This is a genomic window from Candidatus Kryptonium sp. (assembly GCA_025060635.1).
In the GTDB taxonomy this organism is placed as follows: Bacteria; Bacteroidota; Ignavibacteria; order Kryptoniales; family Kryptoniaceae; genus Kryptonium.
Map to the genome: position 1 here is coordinate 1 of JANXBN010000143.1, position 530 is coordinate 530.

Here is a 530-nt window from a genome sequence, read left to right on the forward strand (position 1 = left end):
TCGCGCCCGCCTCGAGGCATCGGGCAATGTCTCGCTCGATACCATCCGGCAGATCGCCGAGACCGGCGTGGACGATATTTCCGTCGGCGCTCTGACCCACTCAGCGCGCGTTTTTGATGTCAGTTTTGATTATCTTGCTTCTGAAGAAGCCACAGGGAGATTGCTATGAATACGCAGGAAATGTTCGCTTTGCTCCAGCGCAAACTCGGTAAACTAGCGCCAGAATTCGAACTGTATTACAAAGCGGAACTGGCGGTCGAAATCCTGGAACTCAAACAGCAACGCAATGCCGTGATCCTAGGGCACAACTACATGGAGCCAGCGCTGTTCCATTCCATCCCCGATTTTACCGGCGATTCACTTGACCTGAGTCGCAAAGCCGCTACAACCGACAAAGATGTGATTGTGTTCTGCGGCGTGCGCTTTATGGCAGAAACCGCCAAAATCCTCAACCCGACGAAGACGGTGCTGCTGCCGTCGGAGAAAGCCGGGTGTTCGCTAGCGGCAAGCATCTCAAAGATGAAATTTTA

Annotated in this window: 2 protein-coding genes; both read left to right on the forward strand. The window is 53.4% G+C overall.

Going from position 1 to position 530, the window contains the following annotated elements; genetic code table 11:
- Positions 1-169: nicotinate-nucleotide diphosphorylase (carboxylating) (locus NZ923_10820; GenBank protein ID MCS7230498.1), on the forward strand; the 169-nt coding region annotated here is incomplete at its 5' end.
- A partial coding sequence (nadA, locus tag NZ923_10825; protein MCS7230499.1) for a quinolinate synthase NadA occupies positions 166-530 on the forward strand: 365 nt, incomplete at its 3' end. The genes NZ923_10820 and nadA, both read left to right, overlap by 4 nt.